This is a genomic window from Streptococcus sp. S784/96/1, assembly GCF_902729355.1.
GTDB lineage: Bacteria > Bacillota > Bacilli > Lactobacillales > Streptococcaceae > Streptococcus > Streptococcus caledonicus.
In genome coordinates this window covers 1-900 of record NZ_CACVCC010000074.1, presented here as the reverse complement: position 1 = coordinate 900, position 900 = coordinate 1, and the positions used below count along the sequence as shown (strand labels likewise).

General features: G+C 43.3%; 1 pseudogene. It reads left to right on the top strand.

The window, feature by feature from the left end:
* Positions 1–900, top strand: a pseudogene (locus tag GZ996_RS11630) (phosphoketolase); the annotation flags it as partial.

Genomic DNA, 900 nt, shown 5'->3' with positions numbered 1-900 from the left:
CAGACTGGCGTAAACACGCTATTGATACCTCAACTCCAGGTGCCCTTATGAAACAAGACATGATTGAATTTGGGAATTATGTGGCTGACCTGGTAGAGGCTAACCCAGATAACTTCCGTGTCTTTGGTCCGGATGAAACCAAGTCAAATCGTCTCAATAATGTTTTTAAAGTGACGAATCGTCAATGGCTTGGTCGTCGCGATGAATCTTACGATGAGTGGATTTCTCCAGTAGGACGCGTTATTGATTCACAACTCTCTGAGCACCAAGCAGAAGGCTTCTTAGAAGGTTATGTCTTGACAGGTCGCCATGGCTTCTTTGCGTCGTATGAATCCTTCCTCCGTGTCGTTGACTCAATGATTACGCAACATTTCAAATGGTTACGTAAGTCTAAAACACATACGGACTGGCGTAAAAACTACCCATCCCTTAACTTGATTGCGACTTCAACGGTTTTCCAACAAGACCACAATGGTTACACTCACCAAGATCCAGGTCTTTTGACGCATTTAGCAGAGAAGACGCCAGAGTATATCCGAGAATACTTGCCAGCAGATAGTAACTCACTTTTTGCAGTTATGGAAAAAGCTTTTGCAGACGAAGATAAGGTTAATGTGATTGTCACTTCTAAGCACCCACGACCACAGTTCTACTCAATCGCAGAAGCAGAAGAATTGGTTCGTGAAGGTTATAAAGTCATTGACTGGGCCTCAAATGTCTCACCAGATGAAGAACCAGATGTTGTCTTTGCGGCAGCAGGTACCGAACCAAATTTGGAAGTTTTGGCAGGTATTTCTATCCTACATAAAGCTTTCCCAGAACTTAAGATTCGCTTTATCAATGTGGTTGATATTCTCAAGCTCCGTTCACCAAAAGTGGATCCACGAGGTTTGTCAGATG